This window comes from Corynebacterium sp. S7 (genome assembly GCF_054401105.1).
On record NZ_CM136760.1, the window covers coordinates 2,047,532 to 2,074,222 of the forward strand.

General features: G+C 58.6%; 26 protein-coding genes, 1 tRNA gene and 1 other RNA gene. 12 read left to right on the forward strand and 16 right to left on the reverse strand.

What is annotated here, in order from left to right:
• Window positions 1–3: 3 nt before the first annotated feature.
• The 3 genes from ACXZ66_RS09740 to ACXZ66_RS09750 all read right to left on the reverse strand — a co-directional run bounded on the left by ACXZ66_RS09740 (window position 4) and on the right by ACXZ66_RS09750 (window position 4,796).
• Complete coding sequence (locus tag ACXZ66_RS09740) at window positions 4–282, reverse strand: hypothetical protein (RefSeq protein ID WP_458748444.1); 279 nt, start codon at window positions 280–282, stop codon at window positions 4–6.
• 80 nt (window positions 283–362) lie between these two features.
• On the reverse strand, window positions 363–3,434 hold the full coding sequence (locus ACXZ66_RS09745; protein WP_458748446.1) for a bifunctional [glutamine synthetase] adenylyltransferase/[glutamine synthetase]-adenylyl-L-tyrosine phosphorylase: 3,072 nt from the start codon (window positions 3,432–3,434) through the stop codon (window positions 363–365).
• 33 nt (window positions 3,435–3,467) lie between these two features.
• Window positions 3,468–4,796, reverse strand: a complete 1,329-nt coding sequence (locus tag ACXZ66_RS09750; RefSeq protein ID WP_458748448.1) for a glutamine synthetase family protein — start codon at window positions 4,794–4,796, stop codon at window positions 3,468–3,470.
• A gap of 93 nt (window positions 4,797–4,889) precedes the next feature.
• Between ACXZ66_RS09750 and ACXZ66_RS09755 the strand changes: the two genes are divergently transcribed.
• The gene (locus tag ACXZ66_RS09755) at window positions 4,890–6,488 is read left to right on the forward strand and encodes a CYTH and CHAD domain-containing protein (protein ID WP_458748450.1); all 1,599 of its coding nucleotides are present in this window, start codon (window positions 4,890–4,892) and stop codon (window positions 6,486–6,488) included.
• On the opposite strand, the gene ACXZ66_RS09760 is transcribed toward ACXZ66_RS09755, so the two are convergent.
• Window positions 6,489–6,725, reverse strand: a complete 237-nt coding sequence (locus tag ACXZ66_RS09760; RefSeq protein WP_458748451.1) for a hypothetical protein — start codon at window positions 6,723–6,725, stop codon at window positions 6,489–6,491.
• Between the two features lie 84 nt (window positions 6,726–6,809).
• On the opposite strand from ACXZ66_RS09760, the gene ACXZ66_RS09765 reads away from it, so the two are divergent.
• The gene (locus tag ACXZ66_RS09765) at window positions 6,810–8,033 is read left to right on the forward strand and encodes a galactokinase family protein (RefSeq protein WP_458748452.1); all 1,224 of its coding nucleotides are present in this window, start codon (window positions 6,810–6,812) and stop codon (window positions 8,031–8,033) included.
• A gap of 18 nt (window positions 8,034–8,051) precedes the next feature.
• Here the strand turns inward: ACXZ66_RS09765 and ACXZ66_RS09770 are convergent, their stop codons facing one another.
• Both ACXZ66_RS09770 and rnpB read right to left on the reverse strand, forming a co-directional pair.
• Window positions 8,052–9,449, reverse strand: a complete 1,398-nt coding sequence (locus ACXZ66_RS09770; RefSeq protein ID WP_458748453.1) for an RNB domain-containing ribonuclease — start codon at window positions 9,447–9,449, stop codon at window positions 8,052–8,054.
• Window positions 9,450–9,475: 26 nt separating this feature from the next.
• An RNA gene (gene rnpB / locus ACXZ66_RS09775) (RNase P RNA component class A) lies at window positions 9,476–9,874 on the reverse strand.
• A 140-nt stretch (window positions 9,875–10,014) separates the two neighbouring features.
• Between rnpB and ACXZ66_RS09780 the strand changes: the two genes are divergently transcribed.
• A complete protein-coding gene (locus ACXZ66_RS09780) occupies window positions 10,015–10,245 on the forward strand; it encodes a heavy-metal-associated domain-containing protein (RefSeq protein WP_458748454.1) in 231 nt (76 codons plus the stop codon).
• 16 nt (window positions 10,246–10,261) lie between these two features.
• On the opposite strand, the gene ACXZ66_RS09785 is transcribed toward ACXZ66_RS09780, so the two are convergent.
• The 3 genes from ACXZ66_RS09785 to ACXZ66_RS09795 are packed head-to-tail and all read right to left on the reverse strand — an operon-like array spanning window position 10,262 to window position 13,227.
• Window positions 10,262–11,401, reverse strand: a complete 1,140-nt coding sequence (locus ACXZ66_RS09785; RefSeq protein ID WP_458748455.1) for a bifunctional RNase H/acid phosphatase — start codon at window positions 11,399–11,401, stop codon at window positions 10,262–10,264.
• Window positions 11,398–12,069 carry a zinc ribbon domain-containing protein gene (locus ACXZ66_RS09790; protein WP_458748456.1) on the reverse strand — a complete coding sequence of 224 codons (672 nt, stop codon included), beginning with the start codon at window positions 12,067–12,069 and terminating at the stop codon, window positions 11,398–11,400. The genes ACXZ66_RS09785 and ACXZ66_RS09790 overlap by 4 nt, the downstream gene beginning before the upstream one ends.
• A gap of 15 nt (window positions 12,070–12,084) precedes the next feature.
• Window positions 12,085–13,227 carry a Nif3-like dinuclear metal center hexameric protein gene (locus ACXZ66_RS09795; RefSeq protein WP_458748458.1) on the reverse strand — a complete coding sequence of 381 codons (1,143 nt, stop codon included), beginning with the start codon at window positions 13,225–13,227 and terminating at the stop codon, window positions 12,085–12,087.
• On the opposite strand from ACXZ66_RS09795, the gene ACXZ66_RS09800 reads away from it, so the two are divergent.
• The 4 genes from ACXZ66_RS09800 to ACXZ66_RS09815 are packed head-to-tail and all read left to right on the forward strand — an operon-like array spanning window position 13,226 to window position 15,971.
• On the forward strand, window positions 13,226–13,927 hold the full coding sequence (locus ACXZ66_RS09800) for an HAD-IA family hydrolase (protein ID WP_458748459.1): 702 nt from the start codon (window positions 13,226–13,228) through the stop codon (window positions 13,925–13,927). The genes ACXZ66_RS09795 and ACXZ66_RS09800 overlap by 2 nt on opposite strands.
• The gene (locus ACXZ66_RS09805) at window positions 13,914–14,393 is read left to right on the forward strand and encodes a low molecular weight protein-tyrosine-phosphatase (protein WP_458748461.1); all 480 of its coding nucleotides are present in this window, start codon (window positions 13,914–13,916) and stop codon (window positions 14,391–14,393) included. The genes ACXZ66_RS09800 and ACXZ66_RS09805 overlap by 14 nt, the downstream gene beginning before the upstream one ends.
• A 6-nt stretch (window positions 14,394–14,399) precedes the next feature.
• On the forward strand, window positions 14,400–15,335 hold the full coding sequence (locus tag ACXZ66_RS09810; protein WP_458748463.1) for an SURF1 family cytochrome oxidase biogenesis protein: 936 nt from the start codon (window positions 14,400–14,402) through the stop codon (window positions 15,333–15,335).
• A gap of 27 nt (window positions 15,336–15,362) precedes the next feature.
• Entirely contained in the window at window positions 15,363–15,971 is a 609-nt protein-coding gene (locus ACXZ66_RS09815) for a hypothetical protein (RefSeq protein WP_458748465.1), read from the forward strand.
• Window positions 15,972–16,192: 221 nt separating this feature from the next.
• Here the strand turns inward: ACXZ66_RS09815 and ACXZ66_RS09820 are convergent, their stop codons facing one another.
• The 3 genes from ACXZ66_RS09820 to ACXZ66_RS09830 all read right to left on the reverse strand — a co-directional run bounded on the left by ACXZ66_RS09820 (window position 16,193) and on the right by ACXZ66_RS09830 (window position 17,443).
• Complete coding sequence (locus ACXZ66_RS09820; RefSeq protein ID WP_458748466.1) at window positions 16,193–16,756, reverse strand: TetR/AcrR family transcriptional regulator; 564 nt, start codon at window positions 16,754–16,756, stop codon at window positions 16,193–16,195.
• A gap of 105 nt (window positions 16,757–16,861) precedes the next feature.
• Complete coding sequence (locus ACXZ66_RS09825) at window positions 16,862–17,146, reverse strand: CBU_0592 family membrane protein (RefSeq protein WP_458748468.1); 285 nt, start codon at window positions 17,144–17,146, stop codon at window positions 16,862–16,864.
• 15 nt (window positions 17,147–17,161) lie between these two features.
• On the reverse strand, window positions 17,162–17,443 hold the full coding sequence (locus ACXZ66_RS09830) for a CBU_0592 family membrane protein (RefSeq protein ID WP_458748470.1): 282 nt from the start codon (window positions 17,441–17,443) through the stop codon (window positions 17,162–17,164).
• Between the two features lie 284 nt (window positions 17,444–17,727).
• Here ACXZ66_RS09830 and ACXZ66_RS09835 point away from each other — a divergent pair, with 284 nt between their 5' ends.
• Genes ACXZ66_RS09835 through ACXZ66_RS09845 form a run of 3 tightly spaced genes read left to right on the forward strand, consistent with a single transcriptional unit; the run spans window position 17,728 to window position 20,463 of the window.
• On the forward strand, window positions 17,728–18,216 hold the full coding sequence (locus ACXZ66_RS09835; RefSeq protein ID WP_458748472.1) for a hypothetical protein: 489 nt from the start codon (window positions 17,728–17,730) through the stop codon (window positions 18,214–18,216).
• A 20-nt stretch (window positions 18,217–18,236) separates the two neighbouring features.
• A complete protein-coding gene (locus tag ACXZ66_RS09840; RefSeq protein ID WP_458748474.1) occupies window positions 18,237–19,745 on the forward strand; it encodes a molybdopterin-dependent oxidoreductase in 1,509 nt (502 codons plus the stop codon).
• 13 nt (window positions 19,746–19,758) lie between these two features.
• Window positions 19,759–20,463 (forward strand): hypothetical protein, encoded by a 705-nt coding sequence (locus tag ACXZ66_RS09845; protein WP_458748475.1) that lies wholly within the window; start codon window positions 19,759–19,761, stop codon window positions 20,461–20,463.
• Between the two features lie 284 nt (window positions 20,464–20,747).
• On the opposite strand, the gene ACXZ66_RS09850 is transcribed toward ACXZ66_RS09845, so the two are convergent.
• Together ACXZ66_RS09850 and ACXZ66_RS09855 are read right to left on the reverse strand one after the other, a co-directional pair.
• Window positions 20,748–20,823: transfer RNA gene (locus ACXZ66_RS09850), tRNA-Val, on the reverse strand.
• Window positions 20,824–20,884: 61 nt separating this feature from the next.
• Window positions 20,885–21,319 carry a DUF3052 domain-containing protein gene (locus ACXZ66_RS09855; protein WP_458748476.1) on the reverse strand — a complete coding sequence of 145 codons (435 nt, stop codon included), beginning with the start codon at window positions 21,317–21,319 and terminating at the stop codon, window positions 20,885–20,887.
• A 253-nt stretch (window positions 21,320–21,572) separates the two neighbouring features.
• On the opposite strand from ACXZ66_RS09855, the gene aceE reads away from it, so the two are divergent.
• Both aceE and ACXZ66_RS09865 read left to right on the forward strand, forming a co-directional pair.
• Window positions 21,573–24,302 carry a pyruvate dehydrogenase (acetyl-transferring), homodimeric type gene (gene aceE / locus ACXZ66_RS09860; RefSeq protein ID WP_458748478.1) on the forward strand — a complete coding sequence of 910 codons (2,730 nt, stop codon included), beginning with the start codon at window positions 21,573–21,575 and terminating at the stop codon, window positions 24,300–24,302.
• A 157-nt stretch (window positions 24,303–24,459) separates the two neighbouring features.
• Window positions 24,460–25,047 (forward strand): YdhK family protein, encoded by a 588-nt coding sequence (locus ACXZ66_RS09865; protein WP_458748479.1) that lies wholly within the window; start codon window positions 24,460–24,462, stop codon window positions 25,045–25,047.
• 3 nt (window positions 25,048–25,050) lie between these two features.
• Here the strand turns inward: ACXZ66_RS09865 and ACXZ66_RS09870 are convergent, their stop codons facing one another.
• Window positions 25,051–25,680 carry a M23 family metallopeptidase gene (locus tag ACXZ66_RS09870; RefSeq protein WP_458748480.1) on the reverse strand — a complete coding sequence of 210 codons (630 nt, stop codon included), beginning with the start codon at window positions 25,678–25,680 and terminating at the stop codon, window positions 25,051–25,053.
• Window positions 25,664–26,659: an alpha/beta fold hydrolase gene (locus tag ACXZ66_RS09875; protein ID WP_458748482.1), complete on the reverse strand. Its 996-nt coding sequence runs from the start codon at window positions 26,657–26,659 to the stop codon at window positions 25,664–25,666. The genes ACXZ66_RS09870 and ACXZ66_RS09875 overlap by 17 nt, the downstream gene beginning before the upstream one ends.
• Window positions 26,660–26,691 lie beyond the last annotated feature (32 nt).

A 26,691-nucleotide genomic window follows, 5' to 3' on the forward strand; every position in this document is an offset into this window, starting at 1 on the left:
CCCTTATTGGTTCGAGCGAGGTGGCTCCTGGCGGCCAGTAAGAATATCGATCACGCTGCGAATTGCGGCATCGCCGATGTTTGGTTGCGAGGTGGTCCGGTCGTTCGAATGATCGCTGCCCAGCACCGTCACTCCTGGAGTGGTCACGGTGATAGAAAGCTCGGAGCCTTCTAAGTGCAGCGGTGCTCGTTTGTCTACGCCAGCTACTTCGGCTGCTTTGACCAAAGCTACAAGGTCGGAAAAAGTTGCGTCGTCGAGGTTGATTGTCATGTTCAGTGCCATGCCCCCATGCTACGACCGTGGGAGGCGATCGTGCATCGGGGCAAACCCTGAAAACAGACCCTGAAAACAAACCCTGAAAATTATTCGCCGAATTCGTGGCTGGGTTCCTCGCCCCAGAACACTTCCTCCACCACGCGGTGGCTGCGCCTAGTCACCCGCAGGTAATCCTCCAAGAACTCCTGGTTGTTGTGCGGATCGTACCCTGCGGCACCTGCGACCTGCGCCAGCTGCGGGCCGGGGCTTGGCAGCTGGTCACTGCGCTTACCACGCACCAGCACCAGCGCGTTGCGCGCATTCGTTGCCATCAACCAGGCCTCTTCTAATATGGTGACCTGCTCGGGGCGAATAATGTCGGCGGCCTCATCCGTTTTCAGGAAGTCCAGCACTTCCAGCGTCGACGTGTTGTGCAGTTGCGGGTACGTGTGCGCGTGCATCATCGTGATCAGCTGGATCGTCCACTCGATGTCCGAGAGCGCACCGCGACCGAGCTTCGTGTGCGTATTCCTGTCGGCGCCACGGGGCAGGCGCTCATTGTCCACCCGCGCCTTGATGCGACGAACCTCGCGGATATCCGCCTCGCTCGCCCCGTTTTCTGGGTAGCGGAACTGGTCAATGGCCTCAAGGAATTCCCGGCCCACATCCGGATCGCCGGCGACGTGGGAGGCGCGCTGCAGGGCTTGTTTCTCCCAGACTTCTCCCCACTCCGAGTAATAGCGCACGTAGGAGGAGATGGTGCGCGCCACGGGACCGGAGCGACCTTCAGGGCGCAACCCCAGATCCACCTCAATTGCCGGATCCCCGGAAGGCTTGGACAGGCGCCTGCGCATCTGGTCAATGATCTTCGTGGTCCAGGTCAAGGCATCGTATTCCTCAACGCCTTCAACGGGCTCGGCTACGATCATCACGTCAGCATCCGAGCCGTAGCCCAGCTCCTGGCCACCCAGCCGACCCATCCCGATCACGGAAATTCGGGCATAGGGCTCATCGCGATCATCACGCGCAGCAAGATCCGCACGAATCTCGGCCAGCAGCGCCGCTTGGAGCACAGCTTCCCACACCCACGTCAGTTCCATGCACACCTGGCGCACATCCATGAACCCCAGCAGATCCGCCGAAGCGATGCGCGCGAGTTCGCTGCGACGCAGGGCACGGGCAACGCTCACAGCTTTGTCTGGGTCTTTATGGCGTTTCGACGAGGCGATCAAGGCCTTGTACACCTGGTCGGGAGCAGCATCGAGCAACTTGGGTTGCTGGGCGCCATCACCGAGCAACTTCACAACATCGGGTGCCTTAATAATCAGGTCAGCGGTATACGGCGAGGTTCCCAAAATGTGCATGAGGCGCTGGCCGACCACGCCTTCGTCGCGAAGCATGCGCAAAAACCACGTGCGGTCGAAGGCAGCGTCGGAAAGCTTGCGGTAGTTGAGCAGGCCCGCATCGGGGTCGGCGGTTTCTGCGAGCCATTCCATGAGCGTGGGCAGCAAGATTGCCTGCAGTTTTGCCTTGCGCGACGAGCCCTTCGCCAGCGCGGTGAGATGTTCGAAGGCGCGGTCGGGGTGCTTGTAACCCAGCGCAGAGAGCTGCAGTTTCGCGGACTCGGGCGAAAGATTGACCTCGCCGTCGGTAAACGTGACCACGGAATTGAGCAGCGGACGGTAGAACAGCTTCGCGTGCAGGTTGGACACAACTCGGCGCACGCTGCGCAGCTCACGCTGCAGCTTTTCTACCGAGGTGTTTTCCATTGATGAACTCAAACCGATAGTAGAGGCCAACCACTTCAGGTTCTTCGTATCTTCGGGCGCGGGCAGCGTATGGGTGCGTTTGAAGCGGTGTAGCTGCAGGCGGTGCTCGAGCAGGCGGAGGAATTCATAGGCCGAGATCAGGTTTGCTGCGTCCTCGCGCCCGACATAGCCACCATTGCTCAGCGCCTGTAAAGCCTTGACGGTGTTCATCACGCGCAGGGATTTATCCACGCGGCCGTGCACCAGCTGGAGGAGCTGCACGGCGAATTCAACGTCGCGCAGGCCACCGCTGCCGAGTTTCAGCTCGCGGTCGCGCATATCCTGAGGCACTGTTTCGAGCACCCGGCGGCGCATTGCCTGGATATCTTCGACGAAACTTTCGCGTTGGCTGGCCTCCCACACCATTGGGGCGATGCGGTTCTTGTATTCTTGCGCCAGTGGCAGGTGCCCGGTCATCGGACGAGATTTCAACAGTGCCTGGAATTCCCAGGTCTCGGCCCAGCGCTTGTAGTAAGTTACGTGCGAATCCACAGTGCGCACGAGCGCGCCCGATTTACCTTCGGGGCGCAGGTTGGCATCAACTTCGAAGAAGCACGCCGATCCGATCCGGTTGAAGTCTGAGGCCAGACGCGTTGCCTTCGCGGTGGCTGGCTCGGCGATAAAGATGACATCCACATCCGAGATGTAGTTCAACTCTTGTGCTGCACACTTGCCCATGGCCATCACGGCGAGCTGAGTGTCCATCTCCTCCTCGCCATAAACCTGGCGCACGGCAACCGACAGCCCGGCGGTGAGAGCCGCGTCGGCACAGTCGGTTAAAAGAGCGGTGACCTGGGTGAACTCGAGCGTGGGTTCGTCGCCGCCATAGCCCTTGCGTGCGGCAAATGTGCCAGCCAGGTCGGCGGCGGCGATGCGCATCATGAGCGTGCGATATGCCCCGCGCAGTGCCACTTTCGCTTCCTTGCCTTCGATCCCGGCACGGTAGGTCCCGGCGCGATCAAGCTCGTCAGCACCCACGCACCACGGCTCCGGAACGGCTTGAACCGAGGAAAGCATGGTCTGGTAAATCTCGCCGGTGGCCAGATCCGATTTTTCAAACTCACGCCACAATTCCGGGTGGGCAACCAAGTGGTCACCGAGGGCGGTCGAGCCGCCGAGTAGCGCGAAGAAGCGTGTCCGGAGCGTCGCGTTCTCCTGGAGCGCTTCGCGCAGTTCGCTATAGCCAGATCCCGAACGGTCCAGATTGTCTTTGATCCGCCGGGCTGCATTGAGCGCCAGATCCGGATCGCCCGCCCCCGCCAGGGTGTACAACAACTCCTCGGTATTAAAGCCCAATTCGGCGATATCGGCTGAGGCATGTTCGCTGGTCAGACCAAGGCTTGCCGCAGAGGGCAAGGTTGCGCGCGTCATGATAAGTCACTCCAATCCAAGCTGAGAACCAAGCTAGAAACCAAGATTGTGATCGATCTCCCACGGGGTGATTTGCTCGGTGTAATCGTGCCACTCGTCCCACTTCGAACGCAGGAAGAATTCAAAGACCTGCTCGCCGAGCACCTCGGCCATGAATTCAGATTTCTCCATCAGGCGCAGCGCCTCGTCCAGTGAGGTCGGCAGATCACGGTAGCCCAACGCCCGGCGCTCCCGGCGGGTGAGAGAGAATACGTCGTCTTCGGCGGGCTCCCCCAACACGTATTCTTCTCGGATACCACGCAGGCCTGCAGCGAGCACCACGGCGAATCCGAGATACGGGTTGACACCCGAGTCGAGGGAGCGAACCTCCACTCGTCGTGAAGCTTCCTTATTCAACCGGTAAGTGGGCACCCGCACCAGCGCGGAGCGATTGGAAACTCCCCAGGTCGCGGACGTGGGGGCCTCGGCGCCGAACTGAAGGCGCTTGTAGGAATTGACCCACTGGTTGGTCACAGCGGAGATCTCCGGGGCGTGCTCGAGGATACCGGCAATGAACTGCATCCCCGTGGTCGACAGCGCGATCTCATTGTCTGGGTCGTGGAAGGCGTTGGTGTCACCCTCGAAAAGCGAAAAGTGCGTGTGCATCGCCGACCCAGCATGTTCTTTAAAGGGCTTTGGCATAAATGTTGCCTGCACTCCGTTTTTCGCGGCGACGTTTTTGATGAGATAGCGGAAAGTCATCACATTGTCGGCCATGGCGAGCACGTCTGCATAGCGCAGGTCGATCTCCTGCTGGCCCGGCGAGGCCTCGTGGTGGGAAAACTCGGTGGCAATGCCCATAAATTCCAGCGCGAGCATTGCTTCACGACGAAAAGTCGGCGCGGAATTAAACGTCGCCTGATCGAAATAGGCACCGTTATCGGTTGGCGAATGATGCTGGTCACGCTCGAGCACGTAGAACTCGATCTCGGGGGCGGCCATGCAGGTAAAGCCCTCGTCGCCAGCCTTGGTTACTTGCCGGCGCAGCACATCGCGCGGATCGGCATAAGCAGGACTACCGTCAGGAGTGGTGATGTCGCAAAACATGCGCGCGGTTTGCATGTTTGGGATTTCATTATCAAAAGGAAGCACCCGAAAAGTCGACGGGTCGGGCAACAACAAGGTGTCTGACTCGGAGATCCGCGAGAAGCCCTCAATGGAGGAACCATCAAACCCGACGCCCTCTTCGAAGGCGCCTTCCAGTTCAGATGGACTCATCATGATGGACTTCAATGCACCGGAAATGTCGGTGAACCACAACCGGATGAACCGAATGCCACGTTCTTCAACGGAGCTGAGCACAAATTCTTGTTGGCTGTTCATACTCTAAACTGTAGCGGGAATGTGTCAGTAGAATTAACAGAATCAGACCTGCGTGCCTTAAATGCTCGCCCTTACGTGCCAGGAGGCCAAGACGTGTCCACCCCGAGTTTTCTCGAAGTAGAAGCAAAGTTTGCTGTCGACGAAACGACTCCCACCCCAGATCTCACCGCGTTGAAAGCCGTGGACCACATTGCCTCGACCACGCAACATCATCTGTCGGCTATTTACTACGACACACGTGATCTGCGTCTGACCCGCGCGAAGGTAACCCTGCGCCGTCGCACTGGTGGCAAGGATGACGGCTGGCACCTGAAACTGCCCGCTACCCAGGGCCGCTTGGAGCTTTCGGCGGAGCTGACTGATCCGGCCACCATCCCTGAGGAGCTGCTTTCCCAGATCCGCGCGATTGTGCGCGATCAACCTCTGGAGCCCATTGCCCAGGTAGATAACAACCGCACCGAGTCGGAGCTGGCTAGCGCCAGCGAACAGGGAGAAAAGATTGTCGCCGAGTTCTGCGACGACCGGGTCACTGCCTGGTCTCTGCTGCCCGGTGGCGAGCGTACCAGCTGGCGCGAGTGGGAAGTTGAGCTCTCGGGCGAGCTGGCTGGCACGGCGGAAGGCTCGGAGCTGATTCGCCAGGCCACCACCTATCTCATTGCTCATGGTGCGCGGGTGTCGTCGTCGCCAAGCAAGCTTGTCTCTGCTCTTGGCCACACCCAGGATGAGGCACCGCTGCCACCGCATCTGGCCGGCGAGACCCTGGATTTCGATCACCCGGCGCATGCCGTTGTCGAGGCGCTCAAGGCGAACCGTGACTCGCTGATTAGCTGGGACCCGAAGGTCCGCCGCGATGAATGGGATTCGGTGCACCAGATGCGCGTGGCTACCCGCGAGCTGCGCAGCCACTTGGAAACCTTCGAGGGCATCTTGGTCTCGGACAAGCTGGAGTCCATTTCCAGCGAGCTCAAGGAGCTGGCCAATATTTTGGGCAAGGCGCGCGACGCGGAGGTAGTCGAAGAGCGCTTCCAGGAGCTGCTCGAATCTGATGTCACCGGCCTTGTCGACGAGACGGCGGCCTCGCACATTCGCGGCGATATGCGTGCCGAATACGAGGCCGCGCATGCCAAGATCATTGAGGCGCTGGACTCCAAGCGCTACCTCCAGCTCCTCGACGATATCGACGAGCTCATTGCCCACCCACCGGTGGACACTCAGCTAGAAACCGAGCAGGCAGAGGCTAAGACCCCACCGGCTGACGTGCTCTACGACCACCTGGCCGAGGCGTACAAGAAGTTGATGAAGCGCCACCAGCGCGTAGTGGATTACTACAACGACCCAGAGCTCTCTCTGCACGAGCGCGAGGATTACGTCCACGACATGCGCAAGGCCGCCAAGAAGCTGCGCTACGCTGCTGAGGCTGTGGGCGAGGCATCGCATTTAAAGACCACGAAGCTTGCTCGCTCCTGCAAGAAGCTGCAGTCCCTGCTGGGTGATTTCCAGGATGCCGTGACCGCTCGTGAGCGCCTGCATGATTTCTCCGAGGCTGCCCGCGAACGCGGTGAGGATACCTTCGCCTATGGCATGTTGTACCAGGTAGAAATGGATAACGCCGCCGCATCCCTGGAGGGCTACGACGACGTGGTTTCAGATATCAAGTTAGGTTTTTCCAAGTTGAAGAAGAAGCGCGGTTAGTTACTTCTCGTCCTTCTCCCAGGAGGCTGGCTCGCCCCAGTTATCGTCAGCCTCCTCAGCTCGATCTGCTGCCGCATTGCGCTTATTTGCAAGCGACAGTGCTGCGGCGGCTTCCTCGGCGGTGTCGTAGGGGCCCATTCGGTCTTCCCAAGCTGCATGCTTGCCTTGGCTTACTTCACCGCTGGAAGGGCTGTAGTAGAACTTGTCATCGGACACAGTTTGTTCCTCCTTGTTCATTCAGGTGCAGGTTATTCTACTCTCATCATTGGTAGTGTGGTTATATCCTCTAGAGTTTTGAAGTCGAAAGGTTGGTCAATCTCAATGCCATTGTGGACCACACCAGATACCCCACCAGCCGATCGAGTCCGCCAGACCCACGAGCGCATCACCGGTTCAAGGCCCGTGCATGTCGCCGACGCCCCTGGTACATGGGTTCTGATCGGAGAAAACGTCGACCATTATGGTGGTGTCACCATTGTAGGTTTAACACAGCTGCGCGCAGCAGTGGCGTTTTCGATGCGTGACGACGATCGCGTGCGCGTCACCTTCCGCACCGCCGAAGTCGACGAAGCAGGCGGCGAACACGTTAAAGAAGTCATTGGCGAAGTCTCGCTAGCCAATATCAACAAGGCCGAGCCCGGCATGGCCACGCGCTATGCCGGTGTGGTGCATAGTCTGATCTCGCGGCAGATGCTCTCGCGTGAAACCACTGGCCTAGATATCACGGTAGAGTCCGACATCCCGGTCGGCTCCGGCTTGGGTGCAATGTACGCCGCTGATGTGGCTCTTGCCCTAGCACTGCTGGCCGATCACGAGGACATCAACGAGGCCCCTCTGCGCACCAAGATTGCCGAGTTGTGCTCCCAGGCCGTGGATACTTATTCCACGATGCCAGTGCTGCGTGCGCGTCACACCGCTGCCCTACGCGGTGTCGGCGAGACCGTCTCGGTGGTTGATTACGCCGATGGTTCTGTTACCCAGGCCCCGCACCCGCTGCGTTCCGGAGTGGAGATCTTCTCGGTGTCCCATGGTCTCGGCGAGCCCGATTCTTCCCAGGCAGAACTGATCTCGCAGCGCCGTGATTTTATCGACGAAGCCGCGCACAACTTCGGCACCGATTCTCTGCGTTCTATCCCGGATGCCCCGACGCGCGTGGTGGAATGGCTCCAGGCTATTCACCAGGTCCGCGGCACCGAGGGCACCCCCACCGAGGAAGATGCCCGCGATTGGATGCTCTTTAGCGAAAACGAGACCCTGCGCGCCCTTGCCGTGGCCAAGGCTTTGCGTTCTCGTCGGCAAAACGACCTATTTCACCTGCTGAATACGCCACACGATATGCACGGGTTAGATACCCCAGATGATCTGGTGAAGTTGCTAAACCTGCGCGGTGCTCGTGCGGCTCGGCCTGCCGCCGCCGGGATGAGCCAAGCTGTTATCGCCTTTGTGCCTGTCCAGCGCGCGAAAAATTTCGTCGCCGATCTTGTCCACGACGGCTTCTACGTCATGCCCGTTCACCAGGGCGAGGGTGCCCGAGTAGTTAGCTAACAGTAATTAACTAAGGCGCTAGTCCGCTGGCCACGCGAAGGCTACTTCGCGGGTCTGCACATCGGCGCGCACGAGCGAGAAGTTGGTTTCAATCCCCTCCGCTGGCGCGCCGAGCGATTGTCCTAGCACCGGTGGCTCAATGATGAAGATGCGTGACTGCGAAGATTCAGGATTGGATTGCAGCACCACGCCGTTAAAGTTCTGCCCCAGCCACGGAGCAAGTACGGTGGCCTCGGTGAGATTCAGGCAGGCCCGATCCACCGAGTTGGCTAAAGGTGAAGTCCGACCCATTGCCTTGACAACGGCAGGCCCATTTTCTGTCACCCACGATGGAACTTCATAGCCACCGGAAATAGCCAGGCACACCTCGGTGGAATACCTGTCGATCAGTCTGCGCAGCGGTGCTGTGACGTGCGAGTAGTACCCACCGATACCGGCGTGGACTTCAGGTTCCTTCTGCGGCAGTGCGACATAGCCTGCCCCGCGCAGAAGCTTCTGGGCCTCTCGTTGCACTGCCATTCCGCGCGGCGTATCGGGATTAACCACCGATAAGAACTCCCCGATCGGCATGTCTGCATCAAAACTAAAGCCCAGCGCATGGACCTCGTCGCGGAAGACTTTTTCAGATTCTTCAGTTGCTGGGCGCAGCGTGCGCAAGAACCCAATGCCTGCCGATTCCATCATCTGCCCCGCTGCCATGCCCGTGAGCAGGGAGATCTCCGAGTTGTAATCCATAATCGGGTGGCGAGGTTCGATCTGCAATTCGTAGCGACCATCCTCGAGTTCTTCCACGCGCACCGAAGGCAGACGCAGGTTAATTGCGTGCCTGCGCAGAGAGGACTCCTGGCGCAGCTTGCCCACCTCCGGCAAATACTCAATCGAGGGGTGCAGGCACCCAGCATCGAGGTCGGCCTGGACTCCGTCATAGTCCAACCGCGCCACCGAATGCACCAGCGCGCGCTCGAGGTGCACGTTTTCTACTTCACCCTCCTCATCGAGATCAAAGGTCCACAGCACCGCTGGGCGATCCACGTCTGGCAACAGGGAGGCGGAACCCTCCGAGAGTTCTTCTGGGTGTAGGCGTGCTGGCTCGTCCGGCAGGTAGATGGTTTGACCCCGGACCAGGGACTCGTCGCTAAGCAAAGACCCTGGCTCAATGAACGCCGCAACATCGGCGATGGCGTAGTACACTCGGAACCCGCTCTTTGTCTGCTCGATGCAGACGGCCTGATCCAGGTCGCGCGAACCGACTGGGTCGATGGTCACGAGCGGGATTTCGCGGGCATCGCGGCGCTGACCGGCGAAGGAATCCGTCGCGGCCGCCGCCTCCGCGTGGAGTTCGGGCCGAAATGTTGTGGGAATATCGAATTCCGCGGCAATCGGCCGAAAATTTAGGGGTGCGGCATAAAGCTTCATAACTGCCTAGTATGGCAAAAAATTGGCGAATGAGCTGACCTGTAAGCCGGATTCTGTACCATGAGGCGAACCTCGTGGCGGCAATCATCCATCTGGACCTCCCGTTGCCGGGGGCCTCAAGCAGCTACCTTCGAACTAGACGAGCAGCCATAGCGTTCGAACCACCGCGCAGTGTGCTCGGTGTAATGCCTTGCTCCCAGTGGGGTTTACCTGGCCACACGTGTCACCACGCATGCCGGTGCGCTCTTACCGCACCCTTTCACCCTTACCTGGTTTCCCAGGCGGTCTACTTTCTGTTGCACTTTCCCGCAGGTCGCCCCGGGTTGCCGTTAGCAACCACCGTGCTCTGTGGAGTCCGGACTTTCCTCGACGCCTGCCTTCCATGTGACATGGGGTTCAGGAGCCGCGATTGCCCGGCCAGCTCATTCGCGAGTTCCTATTCTACGTCTCTGGCCCTGCGATTCACTAATTCCTTGCCATTTTCGTGCTACTTGATCTGCATCAAGGAACGGGTCCCGCCCGCGCCATAACCTAGGAAGTATCAGGACAAAGAAAGGAAAGAAAAATGCCTAACACATTGAAAAAGACCACACTTCGTTCCGACGAGTTCACCTGCCCCTCGTGTGTAACGAAGATTGAAACCAAGCTCAATAGTCTCGAGGGCGTCGAGGCTGCCGAGGTGAAGTTCTCATCGGGGCGCATCCTCGTCGAGCACGATCCCCAGCAGGTTAGCGTGCGGAACCTCGTCGACGCGGTCGCCGAGGTGGGTTATACGGCAAAGCCCTCGGCCGTTTAGGACCCTTTAGCGCCGTTTAGAGCATCAGGTGCGCTGTGTCATTGACGCGGCGCACCACCGCCGATTCAGGGTAAAACTCCACCACGGAAATCGATGCCAGATCCAAAAACAGGTGCGTAAACGTATCCGCGCCCGAATTTAGCCCCTGGCGCACGAACGACTTCACCGGAGTGACATGCGAGACCACAACCACCGTCTTGCCCGAGTAGCGCTGCTGCAGCTGCTTGCGCACAGCAACGATGCGGTGGTCCATGTCCTCGACAGACTCACCGCCCGGAGGAGCCACGCTATACGACGAATACCAGGCCTGGAACTGCTCCGGATCCGCCTCGCGGGCTTCATTGCGCGTCTTGCCTTCAAATTGACCGAAATCCATTTCGCGCAGGCCATCCACGGTTTCTACCTGGATGCCCGCAACATTTGACACTGCTGCGGCAGTCTCAAGCGCGCGGGTCCGTGGCGAGGAGACGATCACGTCCACTGATTCGGTTTGTGCAATCCACTTCGCTGCCCGCTGGGCCTGATCCCTGCCGACCTCAGTCAGTGCTGGGTCGGAGGAACCGGAGTAGCAGTGCTTGGCAGAGTGCTCTGTTTGGCCGTGGCGCAGGAGGACAAACCTGGTCGGGGCCTCGTCAATGCCGTACCAGTGGGCGTGGCTTGCGACCTCGTGTTCTTGGGACTTCTCCGGTTCTTGGGACTTCGCAGGCTCGGGCTCTGGGTCTTCGCCACCGACCACGCCCGGCGCGGCACCACCCGCGGCCGCATCCATGGCCACGTTGGAAAGTTCGTCGGCTTTCTTATTTTGGTTACGAGGCACCCAGGTGTAGCTCACCTTATTGAAACCCGCGGCAATCTTTTGTGCCTCCAAGGCCAGCTTCTGCATGTCGGGATGTTTAATCTTCCAGCGCCCGCTCATCTGCTCCACCACTAGCTTGGAGTCCATGTAGATGTCTACCTCGGTCGCGCCCAGGTCGCGTGCGGCTTCGAGCCCACGCAGTAGACCCGTGTATTCGGCGACGTTGTTGGTAGCCTTCTGCCCCACCACGTAGGCAATTTCGCGCAGCGTTGCACCCGACTCGTCGTAGACGACCGTGCCAGAACCGGCCACACCTGGGTTTCCCCGCGAGCCGCCGTCAGCGTAAATAGTGACTTTCATCGAACCAGCAACACTCCGCAGTTCGGACAGGTTGGCAATTCATCTTCCGGGGTAGCCAACACCTGGTCACGCTCCGACCCGAGAAGCTGGATGAAGCAGCTGCCGCAAGTGCGGGAATGAGTGAACTCGGCTGCTCCCTGATCGTCGTAGGCTTCCAGCACGTCGGACGGTAGTTGTGCCCGGATCTCTGCAGGATTTTGTTGCTGCACCTCTGGCACTGCCTCTGCGCTGCGCTTTGCCACCTCGATCTTGCGATCTAGCTCGTCCAGCCGCGCGCCGTGCACATCGCGGTTATTGCGCAGTGCTGCGATCTCGTTATGTGCTTCCTTCAGTTCAGAGAGCAGGTCAGCGATGCGCGACTTCGCCGCGTAGCGATCATGCTCCAAATCTTTACGACGATCCGGATCCGTCTCCGCAGAAAGCTGGCGCTTGTCGTCGAGCTCGCGCTTTTTCAGCTTGCGCTCATCTTCCTGGATACGCAGGATTTCCAGCTCCATGTCGTCCACGGCAAGCTGTGCGGAGCCAGTGGCATCTGACATGCGTTCGCGTTCCTTGAGCAGCTTGTTCAGTTCTTGTTGCTCAGGGCTGATCGGGCTTGGCTGGCCGGCACGACGCTCCGCCTCCGCCAGTTGCAGCAGGAGCGGCTGTAAATCTTTTGCGAGTTTCATCCTTAAAGTCTCTTTCTAGTTTTCCGGATGTGCTGACGGGTGTGCTGACACAGTCCACGGGTCGGTGCGAATGGAGATAATTTCCGTTGCAACCCCTAGAGGAGCCACGATACCCGCCGCCTGGGTAGTCCACGGAAATTCGCTGGCCCAGTGGGCAGTATCTATCACGGCTGGCCCGCCCGCACGCAGGTGTTCGTCTACTGGGTGGTGGCGCAGATCACTGGTGACGTAGACATCCACACCCAGCCTGGACACGTCCGCCAAGAAACTATCGCCAGAGCCCGAACTCACCGCCACTTTCTTTACCAGCTGATCTGGGTTACCTGCTGCACGGACTCCCCAGGCGGTTTCGGGCAGTGCGTTGGCCACCTGTTGGGTGAATTCGCGCAGTGTCATGGCCTCGGGCAGCACGCCGATCCGCCCCAAGCCGGTAGCGGTAGCAAGATCCACGTCTTGCTCCATGGACACGATATCGAAGGCTGGTTCCTCGTAGGGATGGGTTCTACGCAATTCGTCGATAAGCTTCCTGCGCAACGTGCTATCCGCAACGAACTCCACCCTCGTCTCTGGGGCCGAGAAGTGCGTGCCCACCTCTCCGTCGGTGGGATCTGCTCCCTCGAGCGGGGTGAACCCACCCTGACCTGCAATTTCGAAGGCACACTCGGAATAATTGCCAATGCGACCAGCACCGACGGCAAAGAGAGCATCCATCACAGTGCGCACCGAGGATTGCGGAATGTGCACGCCCCACTTGTCGCGAGCACGGGGATCTACCACCTTGATCGGGCGACCCGGGGTGATGCCCACGAGCTCGGCCAACTTATCGGAGACTCCTGGACGAGCAGAGTCCGCGTTGGTGTGCGCGGAAAAGAGCGCACAGCCTCCCCTTAATAAGGTGTGAATTACTTTGCCCTTCGGCGTGTTCGCGGCCACGGTATCCACCCCGCGCAGCAAAAGTGGGTGGTGCACGACCAACAGCTGCGCTCCTAGCTCGACTGCGCGCTCCGCGACCGCTTGTGTGCAATCCAACGCGAAAGCCACGCGGGTGACCTGATCGTCCGGGTCACCGCAGACTAGGCCCACAGAGTCCCAGCTCTCCGCCAAAGCGGGCGGATAAGCCCTATCGAGTTCATTGATTACGTCGCCGACAGTAGTCATGCGCACCATCTTAGATCACGCCCTCGACATAGTTTTGTGGGATGCTGGGCAGGTGACTACTTTGCTTTTGGACGTCGATGGAACCCTGATTGATTCCATGCCCGGCATCCGCGCCGGTTTTCTTCACGCCCTTGATTCGGTCGATTGGCCACACCCCGACGAGAAGTTCTTGAGCCGCATCGCAGGACCTCCGATGGAAGAAACCCTGCGCAACTTGGGGCTACCTCGGACTGCGGTGCGCAAGGCCTTTAACACCTACATGGAGTACACGCGCGACGGCGGCTGGGCCAACGCGACGGCCTTCCCAGGCATGCTTGATCTGGTGTCCACGTGGAGCGAAGAGAACTTCCGGCTGATCACAGCCACCTCGAAGGGCGAGGGTTTCGCCCGCGCAATCTTGAGCCGCGAAGGCTTCCTCGACCACTTCGAGTTCCTCGGTGCGGCTGAGGAGGACGGCGCAAGGCGCACGAAACGGGCTGTCATTCAGTATGTCTTCGACAACGTTGACCTCGAGGGCGAAGAAATCCTGATGGTCGGAGATCGCCACCACGACATCGAGGGCGCCGCCCATTTTGGCGTGGACACGGCCGCGGTAACGTGGGGGTACGGCGAACAGGCTGAATGGGACACGGCGCAATATGTTGCGCACTCCCCAGCCGAGCTGGACAAGATTGTAAGGAATATTGATGCTTCACATTGATTTTGTATGCACTGGCAACATCTGCCGCTCCCCGATGGCGGAGGTGATTGTCCGGGACGCATTAAAGCAAAAAGAACTTCACGACGACGTGCGTCTCACCTCCTCCGGCATCGGAAGCTGGCACGTGGGCAAACCCGCTGACAAACGCGCTTTGGCCGAGCTTTCGCACAATGGCTACGACGGTTCCCAACACCGCGCTGAACAGTTTGGCGGCGAACGCTTTGAGGCCGACCTCATCGTCGCACTCGCCCCAAACCACGTCTCCGAACTCGTAGCGCGTGGCGTGGCCGAGGACCGGATCCGCTTGCTGCGTTCCTTTGATCCGGACGCACCCGAGGGCGCGGGTGTCGATGATCCGTACTACGGTGGTCCTGAGGGGTTCGTGGAGACGCGCACCCAAATTGAGTCAGCCGCCCCAGGTATTATTGAATGGGTTCGGTCCAAACAAGACTCGCAGGTAGAGTAGGTAAATGTGAGCCGTACTAGTGTAACTTCCTGGTGGAAAAAGTTTTTAAGCCCCGGTTGGGTGATCACAGCTGTGCTGATTGTGATCTTCTCCTACTTCGCTTTTTCCTTTCTCGCTCCGTGGCAGCTCGGCAAAGATGATGCCATCGTCGAGCGCAACGACCGCATTGAGGCCGCCTACACGGTGGACCCCGTTCCAGTCACGGACGTTGTTGCACCAGACGGCACCTATAACCGCGATCAGGAGTGGACCCGTGTGACTCTTACCGGCCACTACCTGGCGGATTCCGAGGTTCTCCTGCGCCTGCGCCCCGTGGAATCGCACCCCGCTTTCCAGTCCCTAGTGCCCTTCGAGCTCAATAACGGCCAGGTCATTTTGATCAACCGTGGCTGGGTCGATGCCGTCGATGGCACCAAGGTCGCCCCCATTGCCGCACCGCCTTCCAATGAGGTGACGGTTACAGGCGTGTTGCGTGTCGACGAGGGCGTGCACACTTCCCAACCGCTCGTTGACCAGGGCTACCAGCAGGTTTACTCCATTAATACGGACCAAATTGCAAATCTCACGGGCCAGCCCCTGGCCCAGCCATGGATTATGGTCACCGATGAGCAGCCGGGTTCGTTGAACCCTCTTGTTCTTCCTCAACTTGAGCGCGGCAATCACCTCTCTTACGGTTTACAGTGGATCGCGTTCGGTGTGATGGCGCCACTGGGTCTTCTCATCTTCATTCGCTCCGAGTTCAAGGAGCGTCGCCGTGTGCGCGAGGAGGAAGCCGAGCTTGCCCTCGCCGGCCCAGATCCGCACCCTGAGAACGAGCCAGATACGGTTGAGACTTCCCGCGATGACGAGCCTGCTCAGGCTCAGCGGATGCGAAACCGCTACGGGGATTCTCGTCGCAGCCACTGGGCGAAGAACTCAGAGCGCGAGCAGGAGCGCATCTAGTAACTGCGAGGAAAGGACGGCCACGCCATGAGCTTGCCGGAATACTTCAGCATGCCTGTGCTGACTGAATCCGATCACACACTTATCGACGAGTCCGTGGCCACCCTCGAGTGCGTCGGCGTCTTCGCCCACCTGGGCATTGAACACGAGGACATCGAGGACTGCGTTTGCGACGACCTCGCACTGTTTCGCCGCCGCCCGTTGCTTTCCCTGCTTGGCGCCCGCGACCCAGCCGACGACCTGGTTTTCTACCACGTCTACGTCGACGAGTCTTACAGTGCCCGCACGACCCGCCCGGACCTTCTGGCCTTCTTCGCCGAGCTCGCCGAGGCCTCCGGTTCCGCACCTGTTCTTTCCGGGTTTGTTGATTTCCCCGACGCACACTCCACGCGTTCCGGCTCCCTGCGCTTTCAAGTCGGCGAATGGGACGTGCGCGACCTCGAATACAACCTCGACCCCGACTTCGGGGATACCTGCGCCGAGCTCACACTCCCCCAGCTAGTAGCCCAACCCGGCATGCAGGCGCATACCTTCGAAGGCGCCTGCCACTCCAATCCTCTCACCGTGTGGGTGGATCAGCGGGCCGCCGAGGAGATCGGCTTCGCTTCACTGATCCAGGCGGAGCTTTCGCGTTAAGTTTCGCCCGCAAAACTAGGTGCACTTTGCAAGATATCACCATTATTTGACCTGCGGGTTTAGATTTCGCAGTGCGTTAGGTCCGGTTTCTCGCTTTACGACGACGCCCCTGCCGTACCTAACGCCTGGCGAAAAATAAAAGCCCAGGTCGTTTCAAACCAAGACTTGCGAAATGCACCTAATTGAAGGTTCAAGTAAAAATATCGGGGGAACCGGAGTACTTAACCCAGGAAACTCTCCGGCGGAGTCATGCGCTCGACGGTGAGGGCGAGTCGCTCGTCGGAAAGCTCGCCTAATCGAAGACCTCGATATAACAGCACACCTTCGTAGAAGGCATCGATCGAGAGCACCGTACCCTCGTCGAAATAACGCTCCATGACTGCGCGGCAACGCTTTGACCACTGGTCCGTGATCAGGTGAAACCGGGGGCGTCGAAGTGAAACGCAGTAGAGTTCCGTGGCAAGTACCACTGCCTCGTGGTCCTTTGCGGTTTCGGTGAGCATCCGCACCGTGGCTGCTCGAGCCTCAGTTAATGTGGCAACGCCCTCGTAGAACCCTTCGAAAGTGGCCACTGAATTATTCGCGAACTGAAGGAACGCGGCGAAATAGAGGTCATCTTTGCCATCGAAGTAATAGCTGATAGAGCCAGTGGACACGCGCGCGGCCTGTGCAACCTTGCGCATCGTGGCACCTTCCAAACCATTCTGGGCTATGACGCGAATGGTTACCTCCACCAGGTGCTGCCTGCGGTTGGCGTGGCCTTGGGCTGTTAGGCGTTCGGCCAAATCGGGTGCCTCCTTAATCGAGCTTGGTCAAGTTCGGAAAACAATAAACCCGCTAGTTCGCAACGAACTAGCGGGCTGAAAACTACTTGCGACTAAGTGCTAAGTCTAGGCGACTTGAGTCGAGCGATCTTGCTTTTTCTTCTTATTGTTGTAGATTTTCCAAACACCAAAGACGGCAACAATTGCCCAGACGGCCTCAGTGATAAACAGGCCTGGGTTGAATGGTGAGATCGCCGTGTAGACGAATCCGATCGCGCCGAGGAAGTTCAGCGACTGGTAGAGCACGGAATCTGCGGTGACGACGCCGAAGTTAAGCAGCGCCAGGCCGATAACGAAGAATGCGCCGGCGATCAGACCGATCTCGGTGGAAAATGCCAAAGATTCAGACATTGTGACAGGTCCTTTCTAGTTCTGTGCTTGAGCAGTAGTGGTCGTGGAAGCAGACTTGCGGCGCTTGAGGTAAATCTTGACGATGCCGTAAAGGCCAAGCAGGGACCACAGCAGCTCAGTGATGAACACACCGATGTTCATTGGATTTGCAGCGGAAGCGGCGAGGAAGCCAGCACCGATGAAGTTGAGAATCTGGTACGGGTAGGAATCTGCAGTCCATTTACCCAGGTTAAGCATGGCGAATGCAAAAAGTAGTGCGACGGAGGCAATAAGCCCGAAGATGACCATAGCTGACATGGTGATCTCCTTTCGATGAGTGATATCGAGTTCTTATCTGGCGTGCCCAGGGCACTTCTCCGGTAGGCCCAGTCAATAGCACTAGGCAAGTATGACTAATCAATGAGTTCAGGTCGAAGCGAACGCTCAAACTCGGAAAACCGTACGTGCATACTGGCTGTTCATCGCAGTTTCGGGGGTAAAAGCAGCGTCAAAGCAAGATAAACGAAGCCACTCGGACATACAGTAAAACTCGCAACATCCACGGGTCGGTCTCCGGCGACCCCGTACCAATAGGAGTATCCGTGGCTGAAGAAGTCGACGTTCGGACAACCGACGTCAACCACTACATCAAACCCGGACGCAAGCGTGCACCGTTCTTGCGCTACATCCGGATCAATTTGCCGAAGACTACCCGCGCGCTAATTGTGTTAATCTTCGCTCTTCTCGGTGTCAGCGCAGGCTATGTCGCCTATCTTGGCCACCCCGTTTTCGATGGCATCGGCTTAGTACTGTGGGGACTCGTCGCACTCTGCGCCATCGCAGTTGTATTTACCGCATTTACAAAGCTGCGCACCTGGGACTTCCTTGTCCTGCCTGCAGTTGCAGCGCTGATCATCTGGGGCGTGGGCTTTTTCCAGAACGCGCCTTTCGTGTGGAACGGTGGCGGCCTCTATGAGGCTGTGGCCTGGAACATGCTCATGTTCTGTGGCCTCGCCTACCTGGTCATTTATTGGGCACTGAACTACGGCATGCTTGTCGCCTGGCCCGATGACCAAAACTTCAACGACTAACCACCGCAAGGAGAAGAACAATGGATTCTGCAATTCTGACCGACTTCCCCTGGTGGCTGCGAGTCGAACACATAGTCAACATCTTATTCATCACGCTTTTCATCCGCTCCGGTATTGAAATCCTAGGCACCTTCCCAAAGCTGCACTCCTCTGTGCACACCCCGGCTGGCGGGCAGTGGGCGCAGTTCACCATTAAGTCGAAGCGCCAAGCGAAGTACTACCCTGTCTCTGGCGAGTACGACGACTACCACCCTGCAATCTCACTGCCTGGCCACGGCGATCTTGGCCAAGGCCGCTACTGGCACTTCATTTCGGTGGTCCTCTGGGTCACAATGATGTTCATCTACTGGGTCGTGCTCATCTTCACGGGCCAATGGCGCCGCTACTGGCCTGAATCTTGGGATACGTTCGGCCAGGCCTGGCACGACCTGATGATGTACCTTTCCTTCCAGGTCCCACCGGCCATGGACGGTTACCCGTTTAATGCGATCCAGCAGCTGTCCTACGGCTTCGTCGTTGTGATCTTGCCACTGTGGATGATGATCACTGGTGCCTTCCAGTCCCCTGCGATTAACAACCACTTCCCTCGCATTGCAAAGCTCATGGGCGGCCGCCAACGCATCCGCACTGCGCACTTTCTGGGTCTTCTGGCGTACCTGATTTTCATTGTCATTCACGTGTCCATGGTGCTCCTGCACGGCTGGGGCCACGAGACCTCCAAGATGGTCTTTGGCCACGACGGTAACCCAGTCGCTGCTGGCATCATCTACATCGTCGGCCTGGGCTTCATCGTCTGGATCAATATTTGGGCCACCAAGACCTCGACGAATCAGCCGCACATCATCCGCAGCATCCATAACGCGATCTTCCGACCTGTCACGCGCTTCTTGCGCAAAACGTTCCCGTCGAAGCAAAAGGCTTACAAGAACGAAGAGGTCACACCGTGGGGCCAGCACCGCTCCTCGGGCATGCCACCGTCAAGCGAGGCTTACGCGGCGCTCGTCGCTAATGGCTATGACGACGACTTCGTCCTAGAGATCGGCGGCCTCGTCGAAAATCCTATGCGCCTGACCATGGACGACCTGCGCGAGATCAGCCACGGCCACGCGCAAAACACCGTACACCACTGCGTGCAGGGCTTCTCCTCCGTGGGCCGCTGGAACGGCGTCGCATTAAAGGACCTCATCGAGTTGGCTAAGCCCATCGAGGGCTGGACCGACGTCGCCGTGTTGAGCTTCCAGAACATGACGCGTGACGACGACCTCTACTCCGGTTCCTACTACTACGAAACCATGCCGAAGGTCGAGGCTCTGCAGCCACAGACCATGATCGCCACCGGCTACGACGACAAGGAGCTACCGATGCAATCCGGTGCCCCAGCGCGTCTGCGCCTAGAAACGTCCACCGGCTACCGCTCGGCGAAGTGGATTGAGCGCATCGAGATCACCAATCGATTCGACATCATTGGCAATGGTCGCGGCGGCTTCTTCGAGGACACCGATTCTTACGACCGCCTGCAGATGTTCTAAGGAGTTTTTAGCAATGGCAAATCCGCTTTACGACGACATCCAGCTCGACCAGGCCGGCATCTCCCGCGTCCGCGACTGGCTGCGCGAAGTTGACTTCCACCTTCCAGGTGGCACACCTGATGACTTCACCATCAACCCCAAAGCACGCTACATCGGCTACATGTTCCAACAGGAATCCCTCGAGGCCTACGCCATCGGCCTACGCCCCACGCTGGAGCGGCATGCGAGGATGAATACCTTCATTCGCATGTCCCGCGGGCAGTTGCTTGGCGACGAACATCCTCTCAAACTCCCCGTCAACGAGCCAGTCCTGGCCCGCGAAGCCATGACCATGAGGCGCTACTGGGAATCCCCACTGGGCCCAGCCTCCACCGGTATTGATGCCTTCTCTCAGGTCGCCGAGCCAGGTGAGCTACCAGGAGGCAACCAGGACCTCGACATGTTGGAGAAAACCCTGGACGACGCCATCGATTTCCACGAAGGCCGCCCTGTCTACGACAACCTAGAGATCCTCGACCTGCGCGTCTACTGGGGCACCCTGATGGCCGGTCGTTACCCGCGCCTAAAGCATTTTCAGCAGGCGGGCAAACTCTCCGTTGATCAGGAGCAGCGCCTGACCGCCCTCGAAGGAAAGGTCCGCGAGTACGCCTCGGACCTTGACTCAATGGGCCTGGCCACGCTTGAGCGACTGAACACGAAGCCGGTCATAGACGGCTAGGGAATCGTTTCCCCCTCAAAACTAGGTGCACTTTGCAAGATATCACCATTATTTGACCTGCGGGTTTAGATTTCGCAGTGCGTTAAGTCCGGCTTTTCGCTTCACGACGACCCCCTGCCGTACCTAACGCCTGGCGAAAAATAAAAGCCCAGGTCGTTTAAAACAAAGACTTGCGAAGTGCACCTATTTGAAGGTTCAAGCAAAAGCTCTCCTAAAGCACCGTCGCGGAAACAGAAAGAGCCACTCCCCGATTTCTCGGAAAGTGGCTCTACCTGCTCTTACGTTGGTGCGCCAAGAGGGGATCGAACCCCCGACCTACTGGGTGTAAACCAGTTGCTCTTCCAGCTGAGCTATCGGCGCGCTGGGATAAACTTTAACACTGTGTGTGCAGGAATATCAAAACGCCTGCACAACACGTGTTTTAGCGCCCTCCAGGGACCAAGCAAGAACCTTGCCATTCGCCGATTTTCTCGGCTTTCGTCTGCACGAGGCCAGCCAGCTGTGCGGACTCAGAGATATCCCCTGGGGTTACTCCATTGCCCTTGTTTGCAGCTGGAGTCAGAAGCCAGATACGACCGTCTTCGCCGAGGTTACGGCTTGCGTCAACCAGGGCATCGACAAGATCATCGTCTTCCGAGCGGTACCACAAGAGAACTACATCGCAGAGTTCGTCTGTGTCTTCATCGAGAAGTGCTTCACCGATGACCTCTTCAATGGACTCGGAAACTTCCACGTCGGCATCTTCGTCCCAGCCAATCTCCTGGACGATCATATCGCCCTCAATTCCGAGCAATTTACCGTAATCCTTGACACCGGGGGCGCCCACTGAAGTTGTCCTCCTTGAGAAAAGTTGCATTATCACATCAAAGGATACAACTCGAAGCATGGGTTTTCTCCATTTACCAACTTTTTGATAACCCTAACCGCGGAAAAAGACATTTGAAACTCGTTCCCAGATTTGGGAGGTACACCCATACTGGGGACCAAAAATTGCCGTCTAGGCGAACAATTGCAAAGGTACGAACAAAAAATGCGAAGAGTTACGCAATCGGACAAAAGGACGTATTCTGTTAGAAAAGCTTTCTACTACTAATTACGGAGGTCTGTTCATGGCTGATTCGAAGTCCCAGGACGCTGACTCAAACTTCCCGCTTATCCGCGATGGCGTGGCATCGTACTTGCACGATTCGGATCCGGAAGAGACCCGCGAGTGGATGGATTCCCTCGATGGCCTGCTCGATGAGTCGTCGCCTGAGCGTGCTCGCTACCTGATGTTGCGCCTGCTTGAGCGTGCATCGGCAAAGCGTGTGCCATTGCCTTCACTGACTTCAACTGACTTCGTGAACACAATTCCAACCAGCATCGAGCCTGAATTCCCGGGCGATGAGGAAATTGAGAAGCGCTACCGTCGTTGGATGCGCTGGAACGCTGCCATCATGGTGCACCGTGCGCAACGCCCAGGCATCGGCGTGGGTGGTCACATCTCTACCTATGCTGGCGCAGCCCCTCTCTATGAGGTTGGCTTCAACCACTTCTTCAAGGGCAAGGATGCCCCACAGGGCGGCGACCAGGTCTTCTTCCAGGGCCACGCTTCGCCAGGTATGTACGCCCGTGCTTACCTTGAAGGCCGCTTGGACGAGGATGACCTGGACGGTTTCCGTCAGCAGGTTTCTCGCCCACAGGGCGGCCTGCCGTCGTACCCTCACCCACACGACATGCCGGAGTTCTGGGAGTTCCCAACCGTGTCTATGGGCATTGGCCCAATGAACGCGATCTACCAGGCCCGCTTTAACAAGTACCTGCAAGACCGCGGTATCAAGGAAACTGACCAGCAGCATGTCTGGGCATTCTTGGGCGACGGCGAGATGGACGAGCCTGAATCTCGTGGCCTGCTCCAGACAGCTTCCCTGTACGACCTGGACAACTTGACGTTCGTGGTCAACTGTAACCTGCAGCGCCTTGACGGCCCTGTCCGCGGTAACGGCCAGATCATCCAGGAGCTTGAATCCTTCTTCATCGGCGCTGGCTGGGAAGTCATCAAGGTTGTCTGGGCTCGCGAGTGGGATGAGCTGCTGGAGAAGGACGAAGACGGCGCGTTGGTGAACATCATGAACACCACGCTCGATGGTGACTACCAGACCTTCAAGGCAAACGATGGCGCTTACGTGCGTGAGCACTTCTTCGGCCGCGATGAGCGCACCCTGAAGCTCGTTGAGGACATGACCGACGAGGAAATCTGGGCACTGCGTCGCGGTGGCCACGATTACCGCAAGGTTTACGCCGCTTACGATCGCGCGCTAAAGACCAAGGGCAAGCCAACCGTCATCTTGGCCCTTACGGTCAAGGGTTACGGTCTGGGCCACAACTTCGAGGGCCGCAACGCGACCCACCAGATGAAGAAGCTCACGCTGGACGATCTCAAGCTCTTCCGCGATAAGCAGCAGATCCCTATCTCCGATGAGGAGCTGGAGAAGGATCCGTACTTGCCGCCTTACTACCACCCTGGTGAGGACGCGGACGAGATCAAGTACCTCAAGGAGCGTCGCCAGGAGCTCGGCGGTTACCTGCCAGAGCGCCGCGAGAACTACACCCCGCTGCAAGTTCCAGATATCAGCACCTTCAAGTCGCTGATGAAGGACTCCGGCAAGCAGGAAGTCGCTACCACCATGGCTCTTGTCCGCACCTTCAAGTCGCTGATGCGCGACAAGGAGATCGGCAAGCGCGTTGTGCCAATCATCCCTGATGAGGCTCGCACCTTCGGCCTTGACTCCTGGTTCCCAACCCTGAAGATCTACAACCCACACGGCCAGAACTACGTGCCAGTGGACCACGATCTGATGCTGTCCTACCGCGAGGCCACCGACGGCCAGATCCTCCACGAGGGCATCAACGAGGACGGTTCCACCGCATCGTTTATCGCGGCTGCTACTTCCTACGCCACCCACGGCGAGCCGATGATCCCGATGTACATCTTCTACTCCATGTTCGGTTTCCAGCGCACGGGCGACGTGTTCTGGGCAGCAGGCGACCAGATGGCACGCGGTTTCGTCATCGGCGCTACGGCAGGTCGTACCACGCTCTTCGGCGAGGGCCTGCAGCACATGGATGGCCACTCCCCTGTTTTGGCTTCCACGAACCCGGCAGTTATCCAGTACGACCCTGCGTTTGCGTACGAGATCCCTCACCTGATTCGCGAGGGCATCGATCGCATGTATGGCCCTGGTCGCGGCGAGAACGTCATGTACTACCTCACCGTATACAACCAGCCAACTCACCAGCCCGCTGCTCCTGAGAACTTGGACGTCGAGGGCCTGCACAAGGGCATTTACCTCTTCGACAAGGGCGAGACCAAGCAGAACAACGTTTCCCTGCTGGCTTCCGGCGTGGGCATGCAGTTCGCGCTGAAGGCTCAGCAGATCCTGCAGGAAGAGTTCAACGTTGGAGCGTCGGTCTACTCCGTTACCTCGTGGGTTGAGCTGGCCCGCGATGGGGCGAAGAAGAACGTGGAGAAGCTGCGCGATCCTTCGTCGACACCTGAGGAGCCTTTTGTTACCAAGCAGCTCAAGCAGACCTCGGGCCCATACATTGCCACCTCGGACTTCACCTCTGACCTGCATGAGCAGATCCGTCCATACGTCCCAGGTCGCTACATGGTGCTCGGCGCCGACGGCTTCGGATTCTCCGATACCCGCGAGTCCGCTCGTCGCTACTTCAACATCGATGCCGAGTCGATGGTCGTCGCGGCACTGATCGGCCTAGCTGAAGAGGGCAAGATCGATATCTCCGTCGCAGACGAGGCGGCAAAGCGCTTCAAGCTCGACGATCCAACTTCTGTCTAAGAGCATTTCGCTTTACGACGATTACCTCTCCCCCAGGCAACTCCCCACGGAGTGCCTGGGGGTTTTGGTTTCCCATGAAACTATCATTGCCCCATACCCTACCGGGGTATAGCGTTTGAAGGGCATCACCAAACCAATTCTCGAGAGAAGGAATCTCATGAAACGAGCTCTATCTATCACCGCCGTAGCACTGTCAGCCGCACTTGTATTGAGTGCGTGCGGTAGCTCGTCGCAAAGCACTACTTCTTCTTCGAGCGCAACCTCCGAGACCACGAGCCAAGACGCCCACAGTGGCCACGGCATGGAGGGAATGGATCACCCGGCTGATGGCGGTGCCGCTCCGGCAGGCATGGTCGCGGCTGCGAATCCGGCCTACCCAGTTGGCACGAAGGTGACTCTGCACGCTGACCACATGGCAGGCATGGATGGTGCCCCGGCAACTGTGGTCGGGGTGTTTGATACCACGACCTATTCGGTGAGTTACACGCCAACCGATGGTGGAGCGCCTGTCACGGATCACAAGTGGGTTGTCCAGGAAGAGCTTGTCGATCCAGGTCAGGCCCCGCTTGCTAATGGAACCGAGGTTGTTCTGAATGCGGATCACATGTCAGGGATGAAGGGAGCTACCGCGACCATTGATTCGTCTACCCAGGAGCCCGTCTACATGGTCGACTACACCGCTGACGGAATGACCATGAAGAACCACAAGTGGGTCACCGAATCTGAGCTGAGCCCGGCTCAATAACTCTCAACAGTAGAATTTCTCGTTCTCACCGGGCAACCACGCCTCTGCCCTGCCGGCATCTAGGAAAGCCATCTCCAGAGCGTTCGCATTGAGGAGATCAGACGAATCAGTGACTTGAATGTGCACGTGAGGTTGGGTGGAGTTTCCGGTGTTTCCGCACCTGCCCAGTAGGTCCCCGGCGGATACGTGCTGGCCAACGACTACGTTGACGGAGTCGTGCTGCAGGTGCATGAGGGAGACGTACTCGTCGTGAAGCGTCTTGATCATGACCATGTTGCCGGTAATCGCGTGAGTGCCCTCGCGCAGGCGTTTTCTTTGGCCGAGCATGTAACCGACGAGGTGGAATTGCGAGCGTCTGGCCACGTGGTCGTGGGCTTGTGTGTGCGCTGCTTCGATGATGCCGTCGCAGGGGGCGAGGATGGGGCGTCCGAACCCGGGGAATCTGTGATTCGGCTCGGTGAGGAAGGTGGAGGCGAATCCCCAAGGGGCTAGTTTTGCGCGATCGTCGAGGCCAATGAAGTCGATGGCGTAGCCGCTGCCCCCGAACCAGGTGCCGTGGGAAGGGACCCGGCGCGCCGGTGAATTCCGTGCCAGCCAGTGGCCGGTGAAGGGAAATCTAAGTATCGTGGTCATTTTTTATTGCCCGTTTGATAAGTCGCTGGATGGCGGCGGTTACCACCTCGGGGGTTTCAATGGGCAGCATGTGCCCGGCGTTCGGAATGACCTGCAGGTAAGCCTCGGGCCAAATCTCGTTGAGCCGGTCCGCCTGTTCCAAGGGAGTGACCTCGTCTTTCGCACCCACCAGGATATAGCCAGGCACGCCTCTGAGATAGGGGCCTGCGGAAATTTCCTCGTGTTCTTGCAGGTCATCGAAGAATCCCACGAAAGTCTCCAGCGGAGTTTCGTGGATCATGGCTGCGTGGAAGTCCACGAGCCCCATGTCGGTGTCACGCTGGAACACGGCCACCGCTAGGCCCGGCGCGAGGATTTTGGTGACTTCCTCGCGGAATCTATCGGCCTCAGCAGCCGAGGCCTCCACTGCGTTATAAACCGCCTCGGCCGCCGGCGTTGCCAGGATCTGTGGGATGCCCTGATCCGAGAGCTCCTCCACCGAGGAGTTGATCATGATCAATCCCGCCAGCTCGAAGCGTTGCGCGTAGCGACGAATCAAGCTCAACCCGACCAGACCGCCCAGGGAATGACCCACGACAATCACGGGCCCGGTGACCTTGCGGTCTTCCATCACGGCCCAGACATCGTCGGCGGCAAGATCAACGCTGCACTGCTCGGGGCGCACCGCTCCTGTTTGCCCGTGTCCACGCAAGTCAAGCAGCACCTGGCGCACGTTCGCCTCGCGCAGCGCATCCACTTGTTGGAAGTACGCTTCGGCGGCCAGCGTGAATCCATGCACATAGACAACTGTCACCGGCGCATTGGCGGGCCCCACCTCGTAGTAGTGCACGCCAACCCCGTTATTGTCCACGACCCCTTGCGCATCCAAGTTTGTCAGACCTGGGGTGCGCTGGGTGGAGTGCAGCCGTCCGCGCGCCATTGCGAGCTGCCTGCGACCAGCCGGGGTGAGCGCGCGGGCGTAGAGTGCGGGGTTTTCCATGCATCCATCCTAGACACGTAACCCAGGCCTAA